Source organism: Sphaerochaeta sp. (assembly GCA_022482495.1).
Lineage (GTDB): Bacteria > Spirochaetota > Spirochaetia > Sphaerochaetales > Sphaerochaetaceae > RUG023.
In genome coordinates, this window is the sequence record JAKVPA010000004.1 from 118,445 (window position 1) to 137,365 (window position 18,921).

The following is an 18,921-nucleotide window of genomic DNA, read 5'->3' on the forward strand; positions in this document are numbered from 1 at the left end:
CGCTGTAGGAAAATATGAAGGCGGAAATCAGTGTACAAAACCGTTTTGTTTTTGATATACTACCACAAAACCGTGTAGTATCGCATTGGGAGGTTTCATGTCAGAAAACACTGCAGAAAAGTTCTCTCCAGTGTTGGTGAATTACATCAACAGTTGGAAAGACAAACCGGGCAATCTGGTCATGGTGCTTCACAAGGTCCAGGAAGAGCAGGGATATATTTCTCGGGAGGCCGCCAACCAGGTTTCCGAGATGCTTTCCGTGCCTCTTGCCAAGATCTGGGGAGTCATCACGTTCTATCATTTCTTCAAGTTGACGAAGCCCGGCAAGCACAACATCCAGGTCTGTCTGGGGACTGCTTGCTATCTGAAGGGCAGCCAGATTCTCATCGATGAGCTGAAATCGTCGATCAATCTGGATGTGGGTGGAGTTACGGATGACGGTCTGTTTTCCTTGGATGCCGTCCGTTGCCTGGGGTGCTGTGGGCTTGCGCCATGCTTGACCATCAGCGGAGAGGTGTACGGCAAAGTGACCAAGGACCAGCTTCCAGGCATCCTGGCAAAATACAGCTGAACGATGCATGCACGTCTTCATCTGTGACTTCCTGCTGGACATCGTCCAGAATTCCTTTGAAGCGGGAGCCGTCCATGTCACGTTGGTCCTGAAGGAATCGGACCAGTTTCTGGATTGCACCGTCAAGGATGACGGGAAGGGGATGAGCGAAGAGGTGCAGAAGCGGGTGCTGGATCCGTTCTATACGGACGGGATCAAGCACGCAAAGCGGAACGTCGGGCTTGGGTTGCCGTTTCTCTCCCAGACCGTACTTGAGACGGGAGGGACGTTCGATCTGCAATCCAAGGAAGGCAAGGGGACGGTGGTCAGGTTCGTGTTCGATCTTGACAACGTGGACACCCCGCCGATGGGGGATCTGCCGGGAACGTTGCTTCTGCTGTTCAATCATCCAGGTGCCAAGGAATTTTCCGTGGAACGGAGTCTCTCCACGGTGAAGGGTTCCGGGTCGTACCAGGTGGGCAGAGGGGAGCTGGTCGAGGCGTTGGGAAGTTTGACGGACAGTGGTTCGCTGGTATTGCTTCGGCAGTTCCTGCAATCACAGGAAGACGCGCTGAAACCGTACATGGTGGATCATCCGCTGGAACAATGGGAAACAAAAGAGGAGACAAGAAGATGACGCTTGAGGAATTGAGAAAGTTGCGTGAGGACAAGCAGAAGGCGATGGAGAAGCGGGACACCAGTGGAAAGGATGTCCAGGTCATCGTCGGTATGGGCACCTGCGGGATTGCCGCCGGGGCGAAAGTGGTGCTTGATACCTTTCTGACGGAATTGGACAAGAAGAACATTTCCAACGTGTCCGTCACCCAGACGGGGTGCATGGGGCTTTGCTATGTGGAGCCGACGGTGGAAGTGATCGTTCCGGGAATGCCTGATGTGATCTATGGCAAAGTGGATAGGGCGATGGTCGACAAGATCATCGACGAGCATATCATTGGCAAGCAGTTGATCTCTGATCATATCTATGACCGGCCAGCTGCCGACATCATGAAAAAGTAACGGGGGCAAGGAATGGCGTTCAGAAACTATATTCTGGTGTGTGGTGGCAGCGGTTGCGAATCCAGCCACTCAGACCAGATCTACCAGTCACTGGTGGATGAGAGCAAGGCGCAGGGGGTCGCGGATGCGGTCCAGATCGTCAAGACGGGATGTTTCGGTTTCTGCGAGCAGGGGCCGATCGTCAAGATTCTCCCCGAGGAAGCGTTTTACGTGCATGTCAAGCCGGAGGATGCCAAGGAGTTGATCAGCGAGCACATCATCAAAGGCCGTGAGGTCAAGCGGCTTCTGTATGACAAGTCGCAGAGCCAGGCCCATGCCAAGGTGGAGGACATCAAGTTCTACCAGAAGCAGTTCCGCATCGTGCTTCGCAACTGCGGGTTCATCAACCCGGAGAACATCGACGAGTACATCGCCCGTGATGGATTCAAGGGGTTGGAGAAGGCATTGTTCTCCATGACTCCGGATGACATCATCAACGAGATGAAGATTTCCGGACTGCGTGGCCGTGGCGGCGCGGGCTTCCCCACCTGGATGAAGTGGAACTTCACCAAACAGGCGCCGGGAGACGTCAAGTACGTCGTCTGCAACGCGGATGAAGGGGACCCGGGCGCGTACATGGACCGTTCCACGCTGGAAGGCGATCCGAACAGCGTCCTGGAAGCGATGATCATCTGTGGCAAGGCGATCGGAGCCCATCAGGGGTACATCTACATCCGCGCCGAGTATCCGCTTGCCATTCATCGTCTGGAAGTGGCGATGAAGCAGTGCCACGAATACGGCTTGCTGGGCAAGGATATTCTGGGCAGTGGCTTTGATTTCGACATCGAGATCCGTTTGGGCGCAGGCGCGTTCGTCTGCGGTGAGGAGACGGCGCTCCTGCAGTCCATCATGGGCAAGCGTGGCATGCCGCAGCCTCGTCCGCCATTTCCTGCGACCAAAGGTCTGTGGGGCAAGCCGACGGTGATCAACAACGTCGAGACATGGGCCAACGTGCCGGTGATTATCGACAAGGGTGGCGCATGGTTCGCAAAGATCGGGACGGCGGACAGCAAGGGAACCAAAGTGTTTGCTGTTACCGGAAAGATCGCCAACAGCGGCCTGGTGGAAGTCCCGATGGGCACGACGCTCCGTGAGATCATCTTCGATATCGGCGGCGGTATCGCCCATGGCAAGAAGTTCAAGGGCGTGCAGACCGGAGGTCCTTCCGGCGGTGTGATCACCGAGGAATATCTGGATACCCCGATCGACTACGGCGCTCTGACCAAGTTGGGTTCCATCATGGGATCCGGCGGCATGATTGTCATGGATGAGGATGACTGCATGGTGGATGTGGCCAAGTTCTATCTTGGGTTCACCGTGGATGAGTCCTGCGGCAAGTGCGCGCCGTGCCGTATCGGCGGCAAGTCGATACTGGCGTTGATGGAGAAGATCACCAACGGAGCGGGAACGATGGACGATGTGGAGGCGATCAAGACGATTGGGCACGCAATGCAGCGTGGCTCGCTGTGCGCGTTGGGTCAGACCAGCCCCAACCCGGTGTTGTCCACCATGAAGAACTTCCCTGAGGAGTATCGGGCGCACATCATCGACAAGAAGTGCCCTGCGGGCAAGTGCAAGAAGTTGATTACCTATGTGATCAACCCGGACAAGTGCATCGGTTGCGGAGCCTGTTCCCGCAAGTGCCCGGTCGGAGCCATTGCCGGCGCCGTTCGGGAAAAGCATGTGATCGATCCGAAGGTATGTATCCGCTGTGGCGCTTGCCGTGAGACCTGCAAGTTCGGCGCGATCCTGGTCAAGTAGTGGGAGGAAGAAAATGAGTGTGCATGTGAAAATCAACGGTGTTCCCGTCGAAGTCGAAGAGGGCACCAGTGTATTGAACGCCGCAAAGAAGGCAGGTGCGAAAATTCCGACGCTTTGCTACCATCCGGACCTGAAGGCGTTTGGCAGCTGCGGCATGTGTATCGTGAAACAGGAGGGCAACTCGAAGATCCTTCGCGCCTGCGCCTCCCCGGTTGCTGAAGGGATGTCCATCATCACCAACGATCCGGAACTGTACTCTGTACGGAAGACGATCCTGGAGTTGACGCTCTCCACCCATCCGTCCACCTGTCTTACCTGCATCCGTAACGGGAAATGCAGTCTGCAGGACATGGCGGCGGAGTTTGGCATCCGCGAGCAGCCGTACCAGCCCAGGGTGAACATCCAGGCGCCGGTGGACGACTCAACCCCGTCCATCGTGCTGGATCCGAAGAAGTGCATCAAGTGCGGTCGGTGCGTCCAGGTCTGCCAGGACCTGCAGGGAACCTTCGCGTTGGAGTTCATCGGTCGTGGGTCCAACACGGTGATGGCGCCGGCAGCGATGCTTTCGCTGAATGACAGCCCGTGCATCAAATGCGGACAGTGCGCCGCGCACTGCCCGGTCGGAGCGATCTATGAAAAGGATGACACCGGCAAGATGATCTCCGCCGTCGCCGATCCCGAGAAGATCGTGGTCGCCGAGATCGCGCCGTCCGTCCGTGTCAGCCTCTCCGAGGAATTCGGCTTGAGGCCGGGAACGCTTTCGACGAAGAAGATCTACACGGCGCTCCGCAGGCTTGGGGTGGATTACGTGGAAGACACCAACTTCGGCGCGGATGTCACCATCATGGAGGAAGGGTACGAGCTGGTGCATCGGCTGACCACTCCGGGAAGCGTGCTTCCCCAGTTTACCTCCTGCTGTCCGGCATGGGTGGACTACGCGGAGAAGTACTATCCCGATTTGATCGAGAACCTTTCCTCGACGAAGAGCCCGATGCAGATTCAGGGGCCGATCACCAAGACTTATTTCGCCAAACAGAAGGGAATCGATCCCGCGAAGATTTATACGGTGGCCATCATGCCGTGCACAGCGAAGAAATTTGAGGCGGTGCGGGATGATCACATGTATTCCAGCGGGTATCAGGATACCGATCTGGTGCTGACCACCCGGGAGCTTGCCCGGATGATCAAGGCGGCGGGAATCGACTTCAACAATCTTCCGGAGACCGAGGCGGATGATCCGCTTGGGGAATACTCTGGCGGAGGCACGATCTTCGGAGCCACCGGTGGTGTGATGGAGGCTGCGATCCGCACGGCGTACTACGCCGTCACCGGAGAGAACCTGAAGGACGTCAACGTCACCTCGGTACGTGGCATCAAGGAAGTGAAGAAAGGCGAAGTGGACATCAAGGGACGGAAGGTTCGGGTGGCGGTCGTCCATGGCATGGTAAATGCCCAGGAAATCCTCGAGGAAGTGCGGGAGTGCAAGAAAGCCGGCAAACCGGCGCCGTATGACTTCGTGGAATTCATGGCGTGCCGTGGTGGATGTGTGGCTGGTGGCGGACAACCGTACGGTGCGGATGATGAGGTGCGCAAGGAGCGCGCGGCGGGTCTGTATCAGGATGATACGGATGATCCGGTACGCTGCTGCCATGACAACCCCTCCATCAAGAAGCTGTACAAGGAGTTCCTGGGCGCTCCGCTTTCCGAGTTGAGCGAGAAGTATTTGCACACGGCATACAAACAGGTGCCTGTGTACAAAGCGTGACAGGAAAGAAGCAAGATATTGGGGCTGCCGATCGGCAGCCCCTTTTTTGATCACGCTGACTGAGGTGTTACTCGGAATCCGTTGGGATGCGGAGCACCCAAAGGGTGTCGGAACTGTCGCTGGTGAGCAACATGACCGATTGGTCGGCGGAGAGCACCATTTCGTTGGGGACGAATGAGCCGAGTGAGATGGAACCAAGGAATCCCAGCTCTCCGTTGGCATACCTGCATGCCAGCAGGTTTCCGCTGCCGGTTGCCAGGACATACAGTGTTTCTCCATCCGGGGTCTGGAGCAGTTGGGTGACCCCTTGCAGGGCTTGGCCCCCAAGCTCGGAATCTCCACCCATATAGAGATTTCCATTGGAGAATCCCGTAATGGGGGAGGAGAAATCGGCGTTAATCATCGTCAACGTCGTTTCGGTTCCTACAAGGAGCGTGGTGGAGTCGACCATCGTCGCCACCGTAATGTCTTCCAGACCGAGGAGTCCGTTGTGGAAGGTGGAGAGGGGTTGCAACAGAAGGGAGAGGATTTCTTCGTACCGTTTGGAAACGATCACCAGGTCCTTGGAGGTGTCCACCGCGGTCAAAAAGTTGTTGTCCGCGGATACATTCACCTCATCAAAGGATGAAGGCCGCATCGTCTGGGTCTTGTCCACATTGGAAACGTCTTTTGCCCAATAGGCGGATGTATAGAACATCGTCTCTGTGGTCGTTGCGTCCGGATGATAGACGGTGGTGACATTGGGCTCTGCCGGGGTGGTGTTTGGTGTGGAAAGATAGACGAAACCATCTTTCCGGTCGATGGCGATGCGTCCCAGTTCCACAATCGTATCAAACGGTCCGGTACTGTTTGGATACTCCCATGCGTTGTTGTTGGACTCGCAGATTTTCGTCAGCGTGGACGAGGTTGGGGAATAGGAATACTTGGTGACTTTGGGACCGTTGTTGTCGGCAATGTACACGTAATCCCGGTCGGTATCCACCGCGATGTCCACGATGTTGGTCAGTGTGAAGGTGCTGTTCGAGGCGGAATAGGTGGTGACTACCTGGACATCATTGCGGTTGAGCTGGCAGAGCTGCAACGTGTTGGTGTCTTCAGACCAAACCAGGAACTTTCCGTCGGAGAGGAATGCCGCTTGGGTTTTGCCGCCGATCTTCAGATTGTCTGTCCCATTGGCGATCTGCTTCATCAAGACCGGCGCTCCTGTGGTTCCCTGCAGTACGGCGTTGAATTCAATGCCTGCCGAACCGGTGGATCCCAGCAAAGCACCCTTGGCCATCACGTCCAGCCGATGGGGGCCGAGTTCCGGGGTGAACGTATAGGTGGAACCCGTTCCTACCGTCTCTCCGTCCAGAAACCAGGTGATGTCCAGCGGTTCGTCACCGGTGGCGTTGACGGTTGCCGTCACCGGAACGCCGGCTGCCATCTCACTGTCGATGCCAGAGATGGTACATTCCACCGGCGTCCCCGCTTGGTTGACCAGCGTAATGGTTGATGGTACGTTGTTGGTCTTCTGCAGGTTGACGGTGATTTCCGCGACGGCACTCACTCCATCCACCACTCTGACCGCTTCGGCGAACCCTGCGATCTTCTGGGTTCCCGAGTACAGTTTCCCTGATACCTGGTAGGAACCGGCTGCCAGCGTCGTGCTGAGGAAGCGAATGTATCCGCTCTCCAGCGTCGAGGTGTCCAGTGTCGGTACGGTGGTGGCGCCATTTTGGCTGGTGATGGTCAGTTCAAATCCCGGATTGCTGATCAACGAAGCGTCCCAACTGATCGTCAGGTCGATGGCTCCGGTACCTTTCAGTGTATCGAGCGTCAGCGTCGCCGTGGTCGCTTCCGGTTTGAGTTGCAACATGGTCGATCCTTCCACGATGTCCACACCATCTTCGTTCTGTCCCACGGCGGTGATCGTCCATTGGCCGATCAACAGGCCGCTGACCGTCACCGATGGTTTGGTGGTCGTGGTGGAGAAACGTGAATTGTCTGGTCCGTTTCCTCGTATTACAAACTGGGTGACTTCCAGCGGAACATCCAACGGAGCGATCGTTTTCGCTGAATACGCACTGGTTTCCATGTGCAGGGTCAGCGTCGAACGCTCCTCCACTTCGGATGAGCATCCAAAGAAGACGAGCAGGGTGAGGGCGAAAAGCGCCAAGGCTGTTCGCAAGCGTTTGTTTCGTGTCATAGTGAGCCTCCGATCCCACTACCACCAAACCTGTGTGGATGCTTGAGATTTTTTACCGTCCATGATACAAGAGGAAGGAACCCATGAAAACTCTTGCCAAAGCGATCTTGTTGGTCTGCGTGTTCGCCGTTACGTTCTTCACTCCTGCGAAGATCGGGACGGTGCTGTATTTCAGTCTGTTTGGCGTGATGTTCCTTTGCGTCTGGGTGTGGTTTCATGTGGGATATGCCGTATCTGAAAAAATGGTGCGCGGCGTCTGTTCCCATCCTTTTTCGTTTTCCCTGCAGGTGGGGATGGTTCCCCGTTCCGGCAGTGGGGATCTGGTGCGTGGCAGATTGGTCATTACCCCGGAGGCGTTGGAACTGTATCGGCGGGCGGAAGGTTCGGAAAAAGGATCCTGTGTGCTCGCCTGGCGCCTGGAAACATCCCAGGTGCGGAGCCTTGGCTTTGGCAAGGTGCTTTCCCGCTATTCCGGTTTGATCTTCTATCTGGATGACGGGGATGTCCGATTCGTAAGCTTCTCCGCGAAAAAACGGAAACAAGATATTCTCAAAGCGTTGGGCTGGTCGCAGATTCCACAGAAACCGATGGATGTGACGGTGGGCGGTCCCGCCGCAGATGCTCCATCGTTCAAAGATCTTCCTTCAGAAAAATAACTACTCTTTTCAGGGAATGGGAACCCGGTGCGTCTCATGGTAGCGTGATGCCATGAGACGCTTTGTATGGATATGCCTGTGCTCCCTTGGTTTGTGTTTCCCGCTTGCTGCGGTGACGCCGTGGGTTGCCGTGGACAGCATGGCTATTGATGCGCTTTGGAGTGGCCAGTTGACTCTTCGCGCAGAGACGGGAGTGCGCTTAGACGATGGATTTGGCATACGGTTCCCGGTCTCCTGGGTACGGAGACTGGGGGCGTATGACGTCTCCATGCTCACGGCGGGACTGTCCCTGGACTATTATCCGTTCGGGGATGGACTCGTGGTGAGCTTTGGCGTTGTCGAAGGGGGCTGGTTCCTGGGTAAGGATCGCCCGGAAGAGGAAGGGTGTCTGCTCAACGGACTGGACGTCGGATACACCTGGCACGTCACACCCCACTGGTTCATCGAGCCAAAACTGCAGGTTCGGGATCCCAGCGGAGTGTTTTCCACGGAGTATGGCGTTCTGGAGGATGCGTTGGGGGACTATCCTGTGGTCCGTCTTTCCGTATTGGTAGGGTGGGAGTTCCTCGCCTCCGCTTCACCGTCGGAACCACGGACGGAGTGATGGATGCGGGGAAGGGGTTGGGAAGATGAACATGAGGAATGTGGCCAATGTCATGGTCGTCGGTGTGTTGGTGCTTGCGCTTTCCGGATGTGACCAGGCGCTGGCTGTCCGGAGACGGGAGATGATCAGCGACGAAGAGCTGTTGCCTGCCGTCACCGGCATCATCGACGCAGAGCGGGATGTCATCGCGTCGTATGTCGGAGATGATCTTGGGCTGAAAGGCGATCTTGATTTCCAAGGTTCCCAAGTGGTGGAGGGCGCGCTTTCTGAAGCAAACGGCAGGGAATACCTGGAATTCTGCTACATGGTGCAGAACGGATCGACGGATGAAGACGCGTCGGCGGTGCTGGAGTATGCCCGTGATCTGCTCCCGGAAGCGGAGATGGAAGCATTGGAGGCGAAGCTTGCCGACAACAAGGCCTTGTTGCTCTCCCAGGCGGAGGATGTTGCCAAGGCGCTCCGACCCAGCCAGAGGGCGGCCTTCTGGAAAGACATGCAGAAACTGGTGGTCAAGAGCACCGTGCTGCTTGCCGCCGGGGTGGTGTACGCCATGGTCCCCTATGCCGTCTGGTGGGGAAAGATCGCCGCGGCGGCGGCTGTTTCCGTAGCTGCGGGAGTGGTTGCCTCCACTCTGATGAGCATCATCCGCTACTACCAGTACGGTGGTGACAAAGGGGAATCGTTCTCTGAATGGCTGACCAGTGTGACGACGGAGCCGAAGAGCGCCTATGCATTGGCTACCAGCATCATTTCCATCGGCACGGCGGCCAAGCGCAGTCCGGTGGTGACGGGGATCATCATCTGCGTGTTCGCCATCTATGAAGTCATCGATGACGTGAAACCGCTGTTGACCAAGTACGATTTCAGTTTCTGATCGGCACGCCCGTCATTTCTTGCCCAGTTTCCCGCGGTGTGGTTTAATGGCAGGGAGGAGTACGAAATGGCGGATGCATTACTGGACAGGTTCCTGCGGTATGTGAAGGTGGATACGATGAGCGATGAAGCGCTCGCCGAAACAAACCATCCTTCGACGGAAATCCAATGGAATCTGCTCCGTTTGTTGGATACGGAACTTGCGGCGATGGGTGTGACCGACCGGGAGATGGACGAGCATGGAATTTTGATCGCCCGCATTCCGGCAAACACCACGAAGAAGGTGCCGACCATCGGTCTGATGGCCCATGTTGATACGGCGGATGATTGCCAGGGCAATGGGGTGAAACCCCGGGTGATTCCTTCCTATGACGGGAAAGACATCCTGTTGAACAAAACGGTGACGCTGAAGGTCTCTGACAACCCGGAACTTCCCAAGTACGTTGGCCAGACGTTGATCGTCACCGATGGAACGACGCTTCTGGGAAGTGATGACAAGGCGGGTGTCGCGGAGATCATGACGGTTGCGGACCGTCTGCTCCATGATCCATCCTGCATTCATGGACCGGTGGAGCTGTACTTCACCTCGGATGAAGAGACGGGATGCGGCATGGATCATTTCCCCTATGACAAGATTCATTGCGACTATTGCTACACGGTGGATGGAGGAGAGCGGTACTGCATCGAGACGGAATGCTTCAACGCCGCCGTGGTCCGGCTGGACATCCATGGGGTGAGTTATCATCTGGGTGCCGGACGGGGCAGACTGATCAACGCGGTGAAGGTGGCCGGCATGATCATCGACGCGCTTCCCCAGGCGGAGAGCCCGGAGGCGACGGACGGCCGTTTCGGCTACTACTGCCCGCTGGAAGTCAGCGGCGCGTTGGCAGAGGTGAAGCTGAACGTTGTGCTTCGTGACTTCGACCTGAAGAATCTGGAGAAACGGATCCAAGTGGTCAAGGGCATCGCCGGCGCGATGGAATCGGCCTATGGCTGCACCATCGACGTGGTGGTCAAACACCAGTACTACAACATGGTGGAGGAAGCGAACAAGCATCCCGCGGTGGTGCAATCCATCTGGCAGGCAGGGAAAGAACTGGGCATGCCGCTGTTCGAGAATTTGATCCGTGGTGGTACGGATGGCGCGCGGATGGCCAATGAACGGCACATCCCTTGCCCGAACCTGTTCACCGGCGGGCATAATCTCCACTCGGTGTATGAATGGGCTGCGTTGCCTGCGATGGAAGACAGCGTCAAGCTGGTCTCCCGGATCATTGAGATCGGAGCGCGTGGGTGAAGCGTACCCTCGCATCCATGTTGATCCTCCTGATGGTGCTGCCCATGTTCGGACAGGCGGTGGCGGTGCAGGCTGATGACATCGACCCGGAGACCACCAGCGCCATCACCCGGACGGCGGTCCAGCGGCTTGGACGCCGCATCCGTCTGGATGATGAACCGGATGGAGCGTTTTCCTTGGCCATTTCCTCCTTTCAGGATGATGGACAGGTGGCGACATTGGTGGTGTCCCTGTCGTATCAGGATCGTAGGATTGAGGAACAATTGGCGGTTTCCTCCGGAAAGGGATTGGGTCAACGTTTCGCCGATCAACTGGGCCTCATGCTGGATCATGACCTTCTGACATTGCTCCCCCCCCTCAGGGAAGCGGGTGCTTGGCAGTGGGTATCGTGGCCAGTATGCCATGGAACGTGAGGATGGCCTTCGTACCGGGGATCTGTTCTTTGCCCACGGCGGGGATGGGGCTGTAGGGTTGCTTTCCGTGAATACCATCCTCTCTGATGTCGCGTTGTTGTCCGTGTACAGTAATCATGGCATCGCCACAGGACAATCGTTGGAGAAGGCGAAGGGCATCCAGGTGGAAGGGTTGCTGATGTACGGCGGCTCTTCGTATTGGGGTGGGGAGATCGCGGGATACCTCAACCATCCATCTCCGTTCCGCTTGGTTGGTGCGGTGAGCTGGCTTTCCAGTCGTCCGTTCCTTTCGTTGGGGATTGAAGGCGTACTGCCCCTCTCGCTTGTGGGGAAGGGCTGGTTTCTGCAGAACAGTTCCTTGTCTGTTTCGGCTCGCGCTTCGGTTGGCTTGTTGCCGGCGACCATCGGCGCGGACGCGACGGTGACATTCCGGTACATGCTCACGCCACGGATTCATCTGGCCATCGCCGGCAGGCGGATGTATCAGGCGACCCTTGCAGAAGGAGCCAAGATGGAAAGCGGCTATCTGCTGTTGGTGGGAGGAGGGTACACATGGTAGCGAAAAAAGCGGGTATTACGGTGCTTTGCCTCCTTTTGCTCTGTTCCTGCGTTGATTTCCAGACGTTGGTGAAGACGGGATTGCAGGGCGTACCGCTCTGGGTGTCCCAACCGGATGTCCGTTCCGGCAAGGAGACGTTTGTCGGTCAGGGGACGGATTCCAATCCGTTCAATGCGCGCTTGGAAGCGATGCATTCCATTCTGGAACAGATTTCCAGTTCTGTTGGGGAGGATGTCCAGGAACGGTATTACCGTGAGTTCACCACCACGGATGCCATCGCGGAGCTGGGAGTGACGGTGGTCCGGGAAGCCAGGGTGGAGGAAATCACCTATCTGATGGCTGAAGGAGACGCCAAGGCTCTGGCCGCCCAACGAACCGATCTGGTCAACAAACGGAACGCCCAGGACGCCTTGATCGCATCCCTGCTCTCCCAGACTGACCAGGCATACCGGGACAACCAGGACGTCCAGGCGATCCAGTACGGGCTGGATGCGTTGTATGCCGCCGTGACGGAGCCAAGTTCCTACGATGCCGACACGTTGCTCAAACGCTCTCTCAAGTACATTGACGCGATACGGTTCCGGCTTTCCTCGGTGGATCCGGCCCATGCGACGGCGACAGTCCGTGTCGACCGCAAACGCCTGCTGTTCTCCCCCAAGGTGCGGAACGCCCCGATCGCGGCGCGATTCCTCAGCGAAAATCTGCAGGAAGGGCGGTTTGAGGACCGCCTGTTGTTCAACTCAGGGAGCGGTGGGATATTCCAATTCCATCCGTATATCTCCAGCATCATCAACGCAGGGGAGATATCATTCGTCATCGACATCCAGGACCGGTTGGAGAAACTCAAGCCGGTGCTTTCCGCTGATGTGTACCAAAGCCTGGTGGATGCGGTGGAAGCCCATTCCGTTTCATTCTCCTATGCGTTTGTTTCTCCCTATGCCTCTCATCCCATGGTGGTCAACATCCAGGAGTATTCCATTGACGGAACGTTGCTTGACCGCCATGAGGTTCAGGACAAGATGGTGTCGTATCTCACGACGGAAGGCATCACTTCCCTCATTGACACCAGCGCGACCAACGATGGCGTGGATTTGGCAAAGGAAATACGTGCGCGCTATCCTGACAGTCCATACTTATTGTACGGAACGGTTGGGGTGGTGGAATACCCCATGGTCGGACAGACGAGGTTGGTGGTGGCCAGCGGACAGATGCGTCTGTATGATCTTGCCACCGGCAACGTGGTGATCGACACGACGGAGATCAAAGCGACGGGAGAGGACCAGGAATCGGCGTTCTCACAGATTGCCGCGGTAGCCGCTTCCTTCTTCTCTGAGTATCTGTAGGATGCCAGGGGCGTCGTTGGAGATGATTCCCCGGACGCCCAGCGAAAGCATCGCCTGGAGGGAAGAACGGTCATCCACCGTCCACGCGACCATCGGATAGCGATGGCACGGGCGTGCGTAACGCCAGTCCGGCTTCAGGTAGGTTGCCCGGGCGACGTGGCGGCATCTTCCGTTCCGGATGATCTTGGGGATCCCTTTTTCTGAGCTGTAGATCACCGCGGTATCCAACTTGCCTTTTGACGCGTGGTTGAAACGCCGGACGGACAGCGGGTTGAACGAACTGACCAGGACGGAATCGACCATGCCATGGGTCTGGATGGCTTTCCAGAGCAGGGGTTCCAGACCCCGGCCACGCAGGCTGTTGTCCTTGATCTCGATGTCGAAGTACAGCTTGCCTTTTCCCAGTTCCAGCACCTCATCCAACAGGGGAATGCGTTCCTGCCGGTCCTGGTAGGCGCCGACATTCACCTTCTGCAGGGTGGAAAGATCCTGTTCCTCGATGAGCAGCTCGGTATGCGCGGTGCGGGCGAGGGAGAAATCATGGGCGACGACCAGGTTTCCATCCCGGGTCAGGTGTACGTCCAGTTCGACGCCGGGGATGTGGTGGTCGATGCACGCCTGGAACGACGGCAGCGTGTTTTCCGGATGCTCGTTCGGACATCCCCGGTGTCCGAACAGCAGAAAATGATCAGGCGTGATCCGCATGGCAGGCGGAGAAGAGCAGGGCGATCTCTTCTTTCCATTTTGTTTCATCCGGGGTTTCCAGGATCAACGGGATGTCCTGGAAACGGGGATCCTGGACGATCCAGGAAAACGGTTCCTTTCCGATGGCTCCTTCCCCGATGCTTGCATGGCGGTCCACATGGCTGCCGAAGGCGCTTATCGCGTCATTCAGATGCATGCCGGCAAGGCGGGGAAACCCGATGACCGCTCCGAATGTCTCAAACGTTTTCTCGTACGTTTCCCTGGTTCGGATATCATATCCCGCTGCGAAAATGTGGCAGGTGTCGATGCACACGCCGATCGCCTCAGGGTGGTTGCTGTATCCGATGATGTCCCGGATCTCCTGGAACGTCGATCCGACGTTGGTGCCTTGCCCCGCCGTCGTCTCGATGACCGGCATGACGGTCGGGACCTGCTCGATGGCAAGATCGATGGACTGGGCGACCAGGCGGAGACACTGGTCCACGCTGATCTGGTTCAGATGGGAACCCGGATGGAAGTTCAGCTTTTCCAGATGCAGGGCGTCGCACCGGCGCATCTCTTCAAGGAACGCCGCTTGGGCGGAACGCAGTTTCTCTTCCACCGGACTGCCCAGGTTGATCAGATAGCTGTCGTGGGGGAGGATCGCCTTGGGAGAGAAACCCAATTGCTCCACGGTGGAACGGAACGCGGTGATCTGCCCTTCCGTAAGCGGGGGGACGGTCCACTGCCGTTGGTTCTTGGTGAACAGGGCGAACGCATTGGCCCCCAGATCATGCGCCTGGATGGCGGCGTTCTCCAACCCTCCCGCGATGTGGGTGTGACAACCGATGTATACCATGCCTGTATGATACTGTCTCAGAAGGGAAAGGACAACTTCTCACGGTACGTTGTTCCTTCTTCCCGGGAAAAACGATATGCTGGATCGGTATGAGTGACCAGCAGTTCAAAGAAGGGGATTCGGTTTCCCAGTTCACGTTGCGTCAGGTGTGCGACCTTCCCGATTACCAGGCGAAGGGATACCTGTTCGTCCATGATGTCACCGGTATGGAAGTCTGCTTTGTGGAGAACCAGGATTCCGAGCAGTTCTTCAGCTACATCGTCCGGACCATCCCCACCGATGACACCGGAGTGCCCCACATTCTGGAACACAGCACGCTTTCCGGAAGCAGGAAGTACCCGGTGCATGATCCATTCATGGATTTGGAGAAAGGGTCGACCAACACCTATCTCAACGCGATGACCTATCCGGACAAGACGATCTATCTTGCCGCCTCCCCGCTCTCCAAGGATTTCTCCAACCTGTTTTCCGTGTACACCGACGCGGTGTTCCACCCGTTGCTTCGCAAGGAAGCGTTCCAGCAGGAGGGGATCCGTCTGGTCAAGGATGCCAAAGGCGTCCGCTGGGAAGGGGTGGTGTTCAGCGAGATGCTGGGCTCGGCAGCCGATCATGACGAGGTGCTTGCCCGTCAGGTGATCAAAGCGCTGTATCCGGATGACTGCTATCGCTTTGATTCCGGCGGGAACCCCTGTTCCATCATTCATCTGACCTACCAGGGGTATCTGGATTTTTATCGTTCCCATTACCATCCTTCCAACTGCCGGCTTTTGGTCTACGGGGACAATGATATTCCCGCCCTGTTGTCCTTCCTGCAGGACGGTTATCTGAAAGACTACCAACGGGGGGTGACGCTTCCTCCGGTTTCCTTGGATCCCGCCTGGCATGGCGCGAGCAAGGTCGTTCCCGGACCATTGGAAGGGAAAGGCAAGGAGAACGGCGCGTCGATCCTTGTGGCGTGGCGGACGACCGACGCGTCCGATCCCTTGGAAGTGACCACCTTGGACACGCTCTCCGACCTGCTTCTGGATGATCCCAGTTGCCCGTTGTACAAAGCGTTGCTGGAATCCGGATTGGGGGAGGACATCTCCCCGGAGTCCGGCATGGTGGCCGATTTTCCCCAGATGCCGTTCATGGCCGGCTTCAAGGGCATCAAACCGGGAAAGGAAGACGAAGTGGTGGAGCTGGTGGACCGGACGCTCCGCTCCATCGTCAAGGAAGGAATCGGGGAGGAAGCCATCCAAGGCAGGATGAAGCGTTCCCGCTTCAAACAGCAGGAGATCGCGGGCTCCGTTCCCCAGGGACTGAGGATCATGGACCGCGCCATGGCAGGCTGGATGAACGGCAAAGGTCCGTTCTCCACCATGCAGGTGGGGCCGGCGTTGGACGCGTTGGATGCGCAATTGGCAAAAGATCCCCGGTATTTTGAGCATTGGATCGAACGAAACCTGCTGGACAATCCCCGACGGGTCGTCATCTCGCTGTACCCTGATGAAGCGTACCTGAAGCACCAGCAGGAGTATCTTGCCCAACAGGCGGAGAAAGCGGTGACGGCCGACGCCACGTTGGACGAGGAAAGCCGCCATTTTCTGGAATACGAGAATACGCCGGATGGTGAAGAAGCCCACAGGAGCGTTCCCCGTCTGTCCATCGCCGACCTGCCGGTGGACATCAAACCCAACCGGTATGAGACCCACCTCTGTCTGGATCGGCCGGTGTATACGATGCAGCAGTTCTGCAACGGCATCGTCTACCTCTCCATCGCCGTCCTGGTGGACGACCTGCCCGACGAGGAGTTCCGGTATCTTTCCCTGTACACACGGCTGTTGCTGGAGACCGGGGTGGGGAAACTGAATGACCGAGAGGCGGCGCTGACGATGAAACGGCTGTTTGGGGGCGTGGCCATTCTGGTGGACAGTGACAGCGACATGCAGGACCATCAGTCTCATGCCACGGTGACGGTCCGGCTGAAGATGCTGAAGAAGGATCTGCCTGAGGCGTTGGCGTTCGCCACCGACCTGTGGCTTTCCGCCCATGTCACCGACAAGGCGCGGATCCATGTGGCGTTGGGGGATCTGAAAGGGGACTACCGTGACAGCGTCACCTATGGGGCGAGCAGTTTCGCCAGCCTGTACGCGTCCGCTCCGTTCACCCAGGCAGGGTGGGAGAGCGAGGAGGTGGGTGGCGTGAGCCAGTGGGAGTTCCTCACCGGCCTGAAACACTTGGATGCCGTCTCCGCCATGATGGGCAGGCTCCAGGAGAAACTTGCATCCCGCAGCAGGATGGTCTTCCACCTCACCGGGGATGACCCCGTGTCATTGCTTCCCTCCATGGAGCGGTTCATTGGTTCCTTTCCGGACAGGCAGGTGCCGGCAGTCCGTCGCACCCAGCCGTTGATCGCTCCGGATGAAGTGCGGTACCGGGCGTTCTCGCTTCCCAGCAACGTCAGCTACTGCGCCCTGGTGCATCGCAGTGATCCCCTCTCCAGCCCGCTCCAGGTTGCCGAAATGGTGCTGGGGCAGATCATGACGACCAATGACCTGTGGAGCAGCGTCCGTATGAAAGGCGGGGCGTACGGGGTGGATGCCCGTACCAATCTGTCCGACCAGCTGTTCCAGTTCATCACCTACCGGGATCCCCGCATCAGCGGCAGTTTCCAGGATTACCGGACGGTGTTGCAACGGTATGCGGCAGAGGAGCCTTCCCAGGAAGAGATCGAGAACGCCAAGATTTCGTTGATCGGCCTGGAACTCAAGCCGCTGGGCCCCAGTCAGGCGGCGACGATTTCATTCAAGCGGATTTTGATGCGGTACGATGACGTGATGCGCGAGGCGCGGCGAAGACAGTTGCTTTCCGTGGACGGCGCGATGCTTCGTCAGGCGGCGGAAAGCCTGCTGGCGAAGTTGGACGCCGAGCGGAGTCTGGTGGTGTTCACCTCCCGCAAGATGCTGCAGAAGGATGGCGCGTTCCCCGCTCAGCTGACGTCGCTTCCGTTGTAAAGTCCTTTTCCCAAGGAACGATCGCCCCAGATTTTGGAGAGTTGGTTCATCAACTTGGGATCTTTGAGCTTCAGGACGACGCACTGGCGGATGGATGCCTCGCTGCGGGCGATATCTTCGGCCAGCGTCCTGCAGGTCGGCGCGCCGCACAGTCCGCAGTCGATGCCGGGAAGCGCGTTCGCGATCATCCGGGAGTTCTCCATCTTGTGGATCGCCTTGGACGTGTCGGTGTCCCAGACCAGTGCCTCCGAGGGGATGGGGCGTTCCATCTCCATGTCGTTTCTGATGATGTCCTGGTACTGGTCGATCCGCTCCTGCAGCGCGTCATCCAGTTCGGACGGCAGGCTTTGCGCCCAGTGGCGGAGCCGTTCGTTGGCCAGGAACCGGTTGCGTACGGTAAGCACGCCGCCGGCGCATCCCTCGGCGCAGGCGTCCAGTTCCAGGAAATTCAGGTTGGTGTTCTCGTCTTCCTCCAGCTGTTCCAGGAAGTCGATGACGTTGTGCATTTCATCCACCGCCATGGCGCGCTCGGTGACGCCAATGCATTCCCCCTTGACGGTGGACCAGAGCAGTGCGGATGCCGTGCATCCGGGGAAGGTGAAGCCATCGGGAAGGGAAGGATCCGGGGTCTTGTGGGAAGAGAGGTATTCCCTGACCTTGTTGTACGCCGTATCCATGTTGATGGCTCCTTGGAACAGTCTGCTTTCATCGCTGCCGGTGGTCTTGATCTGGGCGATTTTCGCCGCGCAGGGGGTGAAATAAAATACCCCGATGGTCTGGGCGTCCACACCTTCGGCAAGGATCTCGGCACGGGCGAACATCGCCATGATCTGCGACGGGGGCCTGCGAAGGGTCAGATCCTCAAGCAACAGGGGATAGCGCATCTGGATCAGTTTCATCACCGCCGGACAGTAGTTGCTGATGGTCAGTCCTGTTTTGGGGATGATCCGGGGAGAGAGCTGGTTCAGGACATCCACGCCGCTTTCGGCCAGGTACAGGTCGGTGAATCCCAGTTGTCGGATCGCCTGGCAGATATGGGGGATGGTGTACGTGTCGGGAAACTGGGCGAAGAAGATGGCCGGGACGATGGCCACCCGGCGCGCGTAGCGGGTGACCTCTCCGAACGGTGTCTGTTCGATGCGGATCGCCCCATGGGGGCAGGCGTGCAGGCATTGCCCGCAGTTGATGCACAGTCCGGAGAGCACGTGGGCATGGCCGTCATGGATCCTGATGGCTTGGGTGGGGCACTGCTTCATGCAGTGGGTGCATCCCCAACACACATCCTGGTCGATGGTCAGACTATGATGCATCATTTCC

17 protein-coding genes are annotated in these 18,921 nt (G+C 57.6%); 13 read left to right on the top strand and 4 right to left on the bottom strand.

Translation table 11 applies throughout. The features are described 5' to 3' along the window. Window positions 1-97: 97 nt before the first annotated feature. From LKE28_05975 to LKE28_05995, 5 genes are read left to right on the top strand one after another with little or no spacing between them, the layout of a single operon-like run. Complete coding sequence (locus LKE28_05975) at window positions 98-571, top strand: NAD(P)H-dependent oxidoreductase subunit E (GenBank protein ID MCH3907787.1); 474 nt, start codon at window positions 98-100, stop codon at window positions 569-571. A 7-nt stretch (window positions 572-578) separates the two neighbouring features. Then, entirely contained in the window at window positions 579-1,187 is a 609-nt protein-coding gene (locus LKE28_05980) for an ATP-binding protein (GenBank protein ID MCH3907788.1), read from the top strand. After that, the gene (locus LKE28_05985; protein MCH3907789.1) at window positions 1,184-1,567 is read left to right on the top strand and encodes a (2Fe-2S) ferredoxin domain-containing protein; all 384 of its coding nucleotides are present in this window, start codon (window positions 1,184-1,186) and stop codon (window positions 1,565-1,567) included. Before LKE28_05980 ends, LKE28_05985 begins: the two co-directional genes overlap by 4 nt. A 12-nt stretch (window positions 1,568-1,579) precedes the next feature. Then, window positions 1,580-3,367, top strand: coding sequence for an NADH-quinone oxidoreductase subunit NuoF (locus LKE28_05990; protein ID MCH3907790.1), 1,788 nt, complete (start codon window positions 1,580-1,582; stop codon window positions 3,365-3,367). A 13-nt stretch (window positions 3,368-3,380) separates the two neighbouring features. Next, window positions 3,381-5,132 (top strand): [FeFe] hydrogenase, group A, encoded by a 1,752-nt coding sequence (locus tag LKE28_05995; GenBank protein ID MCH3907791.1) that lies wholly within the window; start codon window positions 3,381-3,383, stop codon window positions 5,130-5,132. A 67-nt stretch (window positions 5,133-5,199) separates the two neighbouring features. On the opposite strand, the gene LKE28_06000 is transcribed toward LKE28_05995, so the two are convergent. After that, a complete protein-coding gene (locus LKE28_06000; protein MCH3907792.1) occupies window positions 5,200-7,320 on the bottom strand; it encodes a hypothetical protein in 2,121 nt (706 codons plus the stop codon). Between the two features lie 83 nt (window positions 7,321-7,403). Here LKE28_06000 and LKE28_06005 point away from each other — a divergent pair, with 83 nt between their 5' ends. From LKE28_06005 to LKE28_06035, 7 genes are all read left to right on the top strand, one after another. Beyond that, a complete protein-coding gene (locus tag LKE28_06005) occupies window positions 7,404-7,976 on the top strand; it encodes a hypothetical protein (protein MCH3907793.1) in 573 nt (190 codons plus the stop codon). Between the two features lie 52 nt (window positions 7,977-8,028). Next, window positions 8,029-8,580 carry a hypothetical protein gene (locus tag LKE28_06010; protein ID MCH3907794.1) on the top strand — a complete coding sequence of 184 codons (552 nt, stop codon included), beginning with the start codon at window positions 8,029-8,031 and terminating at the stop codon, window positions 8,578-8,580. Between the two features lie 25 nt (window positions 8,581-8,605). Further along, on the top strand, window positions 8,606-9,454 hold the full coding sequence (locus LKE28_06015) for a hypothetical protein (protein ID MCH3907795.1): 849 nt from the start codon (window positions 8,606-8,608) through the stop codon (window positions 9,452-9,454). A gap of 66 nt (window positions 9,455-9,520) precedes the next feature. After that, the gene (gene pepT / locus LKE28_06020) at window positions 9,521-10,750 is read left to right on the top strand and encodes a peptidase T (protein ID MCH3907796.1); all 1,230 of its coding nucleotides are present in this window, start codon (window positions 9,521-9,523) and stop codon (window positions 10,748-10,750) included. 17 nt (window positions 10,751-10,767) lie between these two features. After that, entirely contained in the window at window positions 10,768-11,163 is a 396-nt protein-coding gene (locus LKE28_06025; GenBank protein ID MCH3907797.1) for a hypothetical protein, read from the top strand. After that, window positions 11,153-11,722, top strand: coding sequence for a hypothetical protein (locus LKE28_06030; protein ID MCH3907798.1), 570 nt, complete (start codon window positions 11,153-11,155; stop codon window positions 11,720-11,722). Before LKE28_06025 ends, LKE28_06030 begins: the two co-directional genes overlap by 11 nt. Continuing rightward, a complete protein-coding gene (locus LKE28_06035; GenBank protein MCH3907799.1) occupies window positions 11,716-13,065 on the top strand; it encodes a hypothetical protein in 1,350 nt (449 codons plus the stop codon). Before LKE28_06030 ends, LKE28_06035 begins: the two co-directional genes overlap by 7 nt. Here the strand turns inward: LKE28_06035 and LKE28_06040 are convergent. Together LKE28_06040 and nfo are read right to left on the bottom strand one after the other, a co-directional pair. Then, window positions 13,018-13,770 carry a glycerophosphodiester phosphodiesterase gene (locus tag LKE28_06040; GenBank protein ID MCH3907800.1) on the bottom strand — a complete coding sequence of 251 codons (753 nt, stop codon included), beginning with the start codon at window positions 13,768-13,770 and terminating at the stop codon, window positions 13,018-13,020. The two genes, LKE28_06035 and LKE28_06040, sit on opposite strands and share 48 nt — an antisense overlap. Beyond that, window positions 13,754-14,608, bottom strand: coding sequence for a deoxyribonuclease IV (gene nfo / locus LKE28_06045; GenBank protein ID MCH3907801.1), 855 nt, complete (start codon window positions 14,606-14,608; stop codon window positions 13,754-13,756). The genes LKE28_06040 and nfo overlap by 17 nt, the downstream gene beginning before the upstream one ends. 89 nt (window positions 14,609-14,697) lie before the next feature. Here nfo and LKE28_06050 point away from each other — a divergent pair, with 89 nt between their 5' ends. Next, window positions 14,698-17,604, top strand: coding sequence for an insulinase family protein (locus LKE28_06050; GenBank protein ID MCH3907802.1), 2,907 nt, complete (start codon window positions 14,698-14,700; stop codon window positions 17,602-17,604). On the opposite strand, the gene LKE28_06055 is transcribed toward LKE28_06050, so the two are convergent. After that, complete coding sequence (locus LKE28_06055) at window positions 17,580-18,917, bottom strand: 4Fe-4S binding protein (GenBank protein ID MCH3907803.1); 1,338 nt, start codon at window positions 18,915-18,917, stop codon at window positions 17,580-17,582. The genes LKE28_06050 and LKE28_06055 overlap by 25 nt on opposite strands. Between the last annotated feature and the right edge of the window lie 4 nt (window positions 18,918-18,921).